Genomic DNA, 6,732 nt, shown 5'->3' with positions numbered 1-6,732 from the left:
CCGCCGTCGCCCTCGCTGCAACCGTCATCTTCTGGCTGTGATCAACGAGTCCTGAGCCTAGAACGACCCGGCGAGTTTCCCTAGCCTCGCCGGGTCAGGCCCCTCCACTAGCATCATAGAAGAACGCTTTAACGTTCATCAGGCTATTCGTTCGGAACTACCCGTCGCTCGTATGCTTTTTTGACTATGGACGGCTTGCAGCGGCACGCGTTGAACGGGACCAAGTAAATGGTCACAGACTGGTTGGGGGACCGCGACAGCCCCAAAGCGTCTAATCGCGCAACTGGACACGACGCGCCGTGGACGGAAATAGACGCCCTCTCTGCGGGGCAAAAAGCAGGAAGGCAACCTGATCTACTTGCCATAGGTTGCCCGATCTTCCATGATAAGCTTGAAATTAGAGATGCATGGATGGAGGGCTTTTCGCTAGGCCGGATCGCTTTTGCGAAAGGCGCTACATCGTAGGCTAGCGTGGCCGTGCGCGGCTCTTCGGCATCCAATCACCTTGCCTTGAACGTGCTAAGTTAAAGGTACGCAGATGCCGACTTTCTATATCGATACGGAAGACGAAGTATTTTAAGTCTTGATGAGTTTAGTCATGAGTGCCCGGACCTTGAAGCCGCGAAGCGGTTCATCGCTGCGCGATATGAGCCCAGGCCGTCGGTCGTGATCGCCTCCAGCGAGCCGTCGCGCTTTAGTGCCTTTTTTATGAAGGTCAGGGCAGCCTGCTTGTCGCGGGTTTTGTGATGTAGCTTTCAAGGATCTCGCCCTCGTAATCGAGCGCGCGCCACAAGTAGACCATCTCGCCGTTCAGCTTCACGTACAACTCGTCGAGGTGCCAGCGCCAGTGCCGAGAGCCGCTCATCCGCGACACCCGCCGGCCTCGAATGTCGCCTGCGAACAGCGGGCCGAACCTGTTCCACCACATCCGCACGGTCTCATGACATATGTCGATCCCACGCTCGAACAGCAGGTCCTTGACGTTTCGGAGCGAAAGAGGAAATCGCACATACATCATTACTACGAGCCAAATAACCTCTGGTGACGAGTTGAACCTGCGGAACGGGCTGGGCGGCTTGGCTCTCGATCGGCGGCTCATCCAAGGCCGGTAGCAGCGCCCGCGAGGCCCTGCCACGTTACTCTGACAGAGCCCCTCGAGCGATCATCCGGCGGCCTCGAGGGACGGTATCAGTCGTCGCGCGCAGAGAATGTTCGTGCCCATGCTGCCCCGGCCTCGTCTAGAAAACTACGTGTTACAACGCGTTTGAGAGCGCTGCCATGGTATCAATCGCCACGCGCCGGCCGAGTTCGGATGGGCTGGCCTCGCGGGGTGTGGCTCGAACGAAACCGTCCGTGCCCGCCACGAACGGCATCTTCTGCGCCGTTCCCCGACCGGCGCTGCTCAGGCGTGCCAGGACACGGCCGGTAGAAAGTTCGCGAGCGATGATCCGATAGGACGTCCCCGACGGGGTTCTGGGATCGGTCATCGGAACCACCTCGATTAGCAATTCGGCGCGATCCAGCAATCCCCGCGCTTCGGCCTCTTGCACGTTCGTCGTATTCGCGGCGAGACCCGCTGCCCGCAATATCGCGGTGCGGTCGACGAGCCGCACCCCTGCGCCGGCGAGCGTATCGCAGAAACCACGCTCGATGTCGAAATCTATAGCCTCGGAATGAACCGACGCCCGGCGACCTTTGTCGATGCGCCGGGATGTCGATCGGATCTCTCCCTCGACATGTTCCGTACTGCTGCTCGACATATCGGCATATCCGGCACGCCGCCGCGTATAGTCCGCACGATGTGTTTCGCCGTTCGAGGATGTCGTGCCCGACAGCGTGGTCACCTGCTCGCGGTCCGTATCAAGATCATCGGTCAGCTCCCGGTTCCAGAACACCACGATCCGCGGAGAGCGTGCACGTGCATAGGCGGCGGCGAAGCCGGCTGTTCGCGTTACAGCTGGATCGGGTGGAGAGGGCGGCGCTACCATCGTTGCCGGCTGCCCGACCCGCTCCGTCCTGCCTTCCCCCATCATCGTTGGCTGTCCACCGCGCGTTTGCGCGGCGCAAAAGGTCGCCGAGGCGCCGAAAAGGACGCCTGCGCCTGCCACCGCCCGGAAAAGCCGCCCGGTCATTGATCGCTTCTCAGCTCAATCAGATAGGTCTCGACCTTCCGTGCGCCGATCGAACGCTCCTGATACGTCGCCATCGACAGCGGTGAAATGAACACGGGCTTCCAGGCGGAGGCCGCCTCGGTCGGAAACTGGCCGTTATCCAGGAAGGAAGATCGCGCCTGCACGACCAGCGGCTGTTTGGTGCAGTTTACCAGGCGCGCCATCACTTCCAGCGTATCCGCCTCGGTACGCCGCGCGAACAGATCCTGGACGATGACCTTTTTCCAGATGCCGCGGTCATTCATCTGGACGGCGTTCAGATCGACCGGCGTCATCGCCCGCGGCACGTTCGCCACCAGCGCGGGACCGCCGGGTGACGGAGCGCCCCGGGCAGCGCCGATGCGACATTTCAGCGGTCGATTATGGCGTGCATGCCCCGTCGACGCGAGTGCGAGGCAGGCGATAAGGCCGCTCGCGACGCTAAAGGCCCCCCGCGCCCTCACAGCCCTGCGCTTTCCAGCTGCGTACGGAACGCCTTGTTCTTCTCTTGTACCGCCTTCTTGCGGTTCTGCGATGCGGCGACGCCCTCGTCCTCGCCCGCAATCGCCTCGGAATATGCCACCGGGCGGGACCGCATCCAGACGATGCTGCAGCCCTTCGGGTCGGCGCGAGTTCCCTTCCCCTTCAGATCAACCGGTGCGTCCGCCTTGAGATACGATGGCGTATAGGTCCAGCCAACTTGCCCTGCCTTTGTCGTACCTACCATGATTAGATCGGGCAGGCCGTCCCACGCGCGAATATCCGCCTTTGTCTTCATCGCGCTGGAAAAGAGCGACATCGCAAGCCCCAATCCCATCATGCCCATGCCGCCGCCGCCGTCGGGGTTGCTGAGCATCCGCTGCTGACCCATGAGCATTGCCGCATCGCCAGCCTGCTCGGTGCCTTCCTTCCAGTTCGCCTTGCCGTCCATGATCCCATCAATCGCCCGGCCGCCGCGGGTCGTTGCCTGATAGGTTACGCTGCTCGCCTGGAACAGCTTGATCGTATTGACGTTGGCACCATCTGCGAAAGCAACATTTGCCGCATTCTCTGGATAGTCGGCGCCGGCTTGGAATAGCAGTTTCTGCGCCTGTGACCCATCGCGTGCCTTGACGGGGCCGTTCCCCAGTTCGGCCAGAAACAGCACGTTGTCGCCCTCCGGCGGCGCGGTGAGGTTCTTCTCGGCCTTCGTCGCCAACGCGAAGGATTCGGCGGCAGCAGCGTTCTGACCCTCGCACCGCTGGGTCCAGCCGACCAGATAGTTCATCACCGCAAAGTCGCTTTGAAAGCTCTCGGTTTCCGACAATGTGTCCTGATATTCGGCTGATTTGAACGAAGCGCGCGCATTGCCGTAATCGCCATCGCGCAAATAAATCAGCCCGCGATAGTAATACGCCATAGCGCGCTCGTACGGCTCGCCCTTGAAATCCTTGTTGGCTTCATTGTGGAAGATCGATCGCGCGGTGGCGGCCTGCTTATTGTCCGCATACACCGTCTCGATCCGGCTCAGCGCCTGGTCGAACGCCCATGCCGCCTCCTTGTAGAGGCCGGCCTCGAAAGCGGCGAGGCCGAGCCGCTCGAAGTTGAGGACCGCATTGCGCTCGCCGCCAACATACAGCGCCCGATAGAGCGCGCGCACCGCATCCGGCTTGGCGTCTGCATAGGCGCTGATCTGATCCGGATAAGGCCCGTCACCGTATTTGGCGCGAAGCTCGCTCTGCTTCTTAGCCTCGATCTTGGCGGCCAACTTGGCGGCCTTCTCCGCGGCCTTGGCATCGAGCGGCGCGGCGACTGCAGTGGCTGCGTCGGCAGCGGCAGGTTGCATCTGTGCGGTGGCGGTGATCGGCGCGAGCGCGGTCGCGATCAGGCTGACGGTGTTGATCAAGAAACGCATCGCTTTTCCCCCGAAAAGACAGTTTGATGGACGAAGGTGACGCCAGGTCGCGGCGTAAAAGATGCGCGGGTTACCGGTAGACGACGTCGTCGCCGGACGCGCGCAGGATGACATACGGATTGCCGGTCCACGGAAGATCGCCCGTTTCCAGATCGACCAGCTCGAACACAACCTGCGTGCGGCGCTGCACGAGGCCGGAGCGACCGTCGCGGGAGTCGAGCGACGTCAATTTGCCCACCAGCTGATAGTCGACGCCAGATACCCCCTGCGTGGTACCGCGCGTGCCCTCGTCAGCGATGCCCGTGCGCTTCAGCTCGCGCTCCCGCATGACGATGTCCATCGACTCCCGGCTGACGAAGCGAATACGCCCGGCAGCGGCACGGTTCAGGCTGGCGCGCAAGGCGCTGGTGATCATGTCACGATCAATGCGTTGCGAGCTGTTGTTGTAGAATTTCTCGCTGTCGACGACGACGCGCGGCGGCGTCGACGTGCCGACGAGATCGGGCCGGGACATCAGCTCACGCACGACAGAGTCGGACATCTGGTCGATGTCGCGGGACTCCAGCCCGGTACCGAAAATGGCGCCGCGGCTCGTGGGATCAAGCTCCATCGCTTGCGTCCCTTTCCTGTTGCGGTCTGCTGCAGCAGCCGGCACGATCGCCATCATCAAACCCGCCGCTACCGCGGCGGGTGCCGCCCATTCCTTGCCCATGAACGCCCCCAAAGACCCGGTCGATGCAAGGGCTTGTCGATGAATGCAGCCGTCTCGCAGCCCCCGCGACAGAAGCGACACCGGGGTCTCGCTTCGGCTAGGCGTATAATCATCACACGCACTTCCGCCTTTCATCCCCCATCCGGGGGAGCGCTGGAAAAAATGCGAATGACGAGCGGCGCGCCTAGCGTCGCGAAGCGCACCACCCGTCCGACCATTGGGTCCCAGCCGGATCGCGACGTCGCCACAGGGCGTGCAATCGACAAGGCGACGATCAAGGGGGTGCTGTCACTCTAACGCGAACCGCTCTCTACACGAGACAGACAATCTTTGAGGCCCGGGGGGGGTAGCTCGTAAAGATCTGTCACTCTGCCAATGCGGCAGAGCGGCGTTCCTTGTAGGTCTGGCGATCGATTAGGTGGCGTTCTAGGTTGAAGTGGTTGTGGACGTTAGCGTGCACCGTGGCGAACTTTTGCAGCGTCTTCATTCGGCGGAACCGCAGCATCGATCGCTCACGTCTTCGGAACGGCAAGTGGCTGTTCTCAACCCGGTTGTTCGCCCAGCGACCAACCTCCTGCTTGTCGCTGTTACCGAGCTCGTTCAACGCTGCACGGTAGGAGCGCAGACCGTCCGTCGTAATTGCCTCCGGTGAGCCATGGCGCTTGAGCGCCTTTTTCATGAAGGTCAGGGCAGCCTGCTTGTCGCGGGTCTTGGTCATGTAGCTCTCGAGGATCTCGCCCTCGTGATCGACCGCTCGCCAGAGATAGACCATCTCGCCGTTCAGCTTCACGTACATTTCATCGAGATGCCAACGCCACTGCCGAAAGCCACGCATACGCGAGACGCGCTGCCGGCGTATGTCTCCGGCAAACAGCGGTCCGAACCTGTTCCACCACATCCGCACGGTTTCGTAACAGATGTCGATCCCGCGCTCGAACAGCAAGTCTTCAACATTCCGAAGCGACAGTGGGAACCGCACATACATCATCACCACCCGCCGAATGACCTCCGGTGACGAGTTGAAACGGTGGAAAGGGCTGGGCGGCTTGGCTCTCGATCGGCGGCTCATCTGAGGCCGCTACAGCGCTTGCTGAGCGCTGCCACGTTAGTCTGACAGAGCCTAACAAACATATCCCTGTTTCGCCGAGCTGAGGGAAGTGCGGCAAGCAGTGGCGGCGGACCGTTAACAATTATTCAAGGTCTTCTGATGTAGCTGAACTTCAGCGGGTGGGCTTCAAAGACCCGCGTCAGCGCCCCGCCTCTTCACTCAAGGCGGGGCGCACTTCATTTCACCGTGGAACGACAATCCGCCTTGCGCTTTCAAAGCGGGCGCGATGATTGCGCGAGGATGACTTCAACCTACGCCCCGCCTCCCCCTTTCGGCGGGGCGCATTTTTCCGCGCAGCAGTTGTAAAAAAAATCGCTTCCGACCGCCTCGCGGCGCGTGCAGGATTACGACGCTGCCGAAGTGCATCTGGCTATGCGACCAACTATGGCCCGCCACTCCCTGATCATGGCGGGCCAACTTTGTTGTGGGCTAACTATCACGTGCTGGGCGACTAAAACTTCATCGAGGACGTGCGGTGCGGACGTGACACTCGCCGCGCTATCAAGCGGCGGGTGCGAGCCTTTATGGAGGAGGCAGGCGGCTAACCGCTGCCCGCATCAGCGGTAGGAAAGGCGACGCGGGGAGGGCTATTGCCCAGTTTGCTAGCGTCGCACCTCCAGATCCTGGCCGTAGGTTGGCGGCGGACCAGAAACCAGCGAGTCAACAGGGTTGTCGAGCGATTTCGCGAGAGAAGTCGAAATGGTCGGTGTTGCCGTGCTTTCCTCCGTGGGGAAGGCATCGCCCTCGATCTTCCGGCTCATCTCTGCCGACGCTCGCGCCAACGCTGCATCGCGGGCTCGATCCTCTAGGGTCAGGACTCATTGGTCATAGCCAGAAGATGACGGTGGCAGCGAGGGCGATGGCGGAG

The 6,732-nt window shown here is 61.5% G+C and carries 6 protein-coding genes and 1 pseudogene; all 7 read right to left on the bottom strand.

Annotated features, from left to right (window positions below; all coding sequences use genetic code 11):
* Nucleotides 1–596 precede the first annotated feature (596 nt).
* Nucleotides 597–802, bottom strand: a pseudogene (locus B7L05_RS17795) (DDE-type integrase/transposase/recombinase).
* Between the two features lie 451 nt (nt 803–1,253).
* Nucleotides 1,254–2,132 carry a hypothetical protein gene (locus B7L05_RS16715; RefSeq protein ID WP_144037373.1) on the bottom strand — a complete coding sequence of 293 codons (879 nt, stop codon included), beginning with the start codon at nt 2,130–2,132 and terminating at the stop codon, nt 1,254–1,256.
* Complete coding sequence (locus B7L05_RS16710) at nt 2,129–2,467, bottom strand: hypothetical protein (protein ID WP_256926818.1); 339 nt, start codon at nt 2,465–2,467, stop codon at nt 2,129–2,131. Before B7L05_RS16710 ends, B7L05_RS16715 begins: the two co-directional genes overlap by 4 nt.
* 143 nt (nt 2,468–2,610) lie before the next feature.
* The gene (locus B7L05_RS16705) at nt 2,611–4,044 is read right to left on the bottom strand and encodes a hypothetical protein (RefSeq protein ID WP_085811426.1); all 1,434 of its coding nucleotides are present in this window, start codon (nt 4,042–4,044) and stop codon (nt 2,611–2,613) included.
* A 70-nt stretch (nt 4,045–4,114) separates the two neighbouring features.
* The gene (locus B7L05_RS16700; protein WP_256926817.1) at nt 4,115–4,756 is read right to left on the bottom strand and encodes a penicillin-binding protein activator LpoB; all 642 of its coding nucleotides are present in this window, start codon (nt 4,754–4,756) and stop codon (nt 4,115–4,117) included.
* 364 nt (nt 4,757–5,120) lie between these two features.
* Nucleotides 5,121–5,825: an IS6 family transposase gene (locus B7L05_RS16695; RefSeq protein WP_085811425.1), complete on the bottom strand. Its 705-nt coding sequence runs from the start codon at nt 5,823–5,825 to the stop codon at nt 5,121–5,123.
* Nucleotides 5,826–6,466: 641 nt separating this feature from the next.
* Nucleotides 6,467–6,625 (bottom strand): hypothetical protein, encoded by a 159-nt coding sequence (locus B7L05_RS17560; RefSeq protein ID WP_179187260.1) that lies wholly within the window; start codon nt 6,623–6,625, stop codon nt 6,467–6,469.
* Nucleotides 6,626–6,732 lie beyond the last annotated feature (107 nt).

This window comes from Sphingomonas sp. TZW2008 (assembly GCF_002117915.1).
Classification (GTDB): Bacteria; Pseudomonadota; Alphaproteobacteria; order Sphingomonadales; family Sphingomonadaceae; genus Sphingomonas.
Note: the sequence above shows the minus strand (reverse complement) of the source record. Positions and strands in the feature narration are given on the sequence as shown.

Excerpts from the sequence above, each read along its gene's own strand:
- B7L05_RS16715 (WP_144037373.1), bottom strand. The coding sequence starts at position 2,132 with ATGACCGGGCGGCTTTTCCGGGCGGTGGCAGGCGCAGGCGTCCTTTTC.
- B7L05_RS16705 (WP_085811426.1), bottom strand. The coding sequence starts at position 4,044 with ATGCGTTTCTTGATCAACACCGTCAGCCTGATCGCGACCGCGCTCGCG.
- B7L05_RS16700 (WP_256926817.1), bottom strand. The coding sequence starts at position 4,756 with ATGGGCAAGGAATGGGCGGCACCCGCCGCGGTAGCGGCGGGTTTGATG.
- B7L05_RS16695 (WP_085811425.1), bottom strand. The coding sequence starts at position 5,825 with ATGAGCCGCCGATCGAGAGCCAAGCCGCCCAGCCCTTTCCACCGTTTC.
- B7L05_RS17560 (WP_179187260.1), bottom strand. The coding sequence starts at position 6,625 with ATGAGCCGGAAGATCGAGGGCGATGCCTTCCCCACGGAGGAAAGCACG.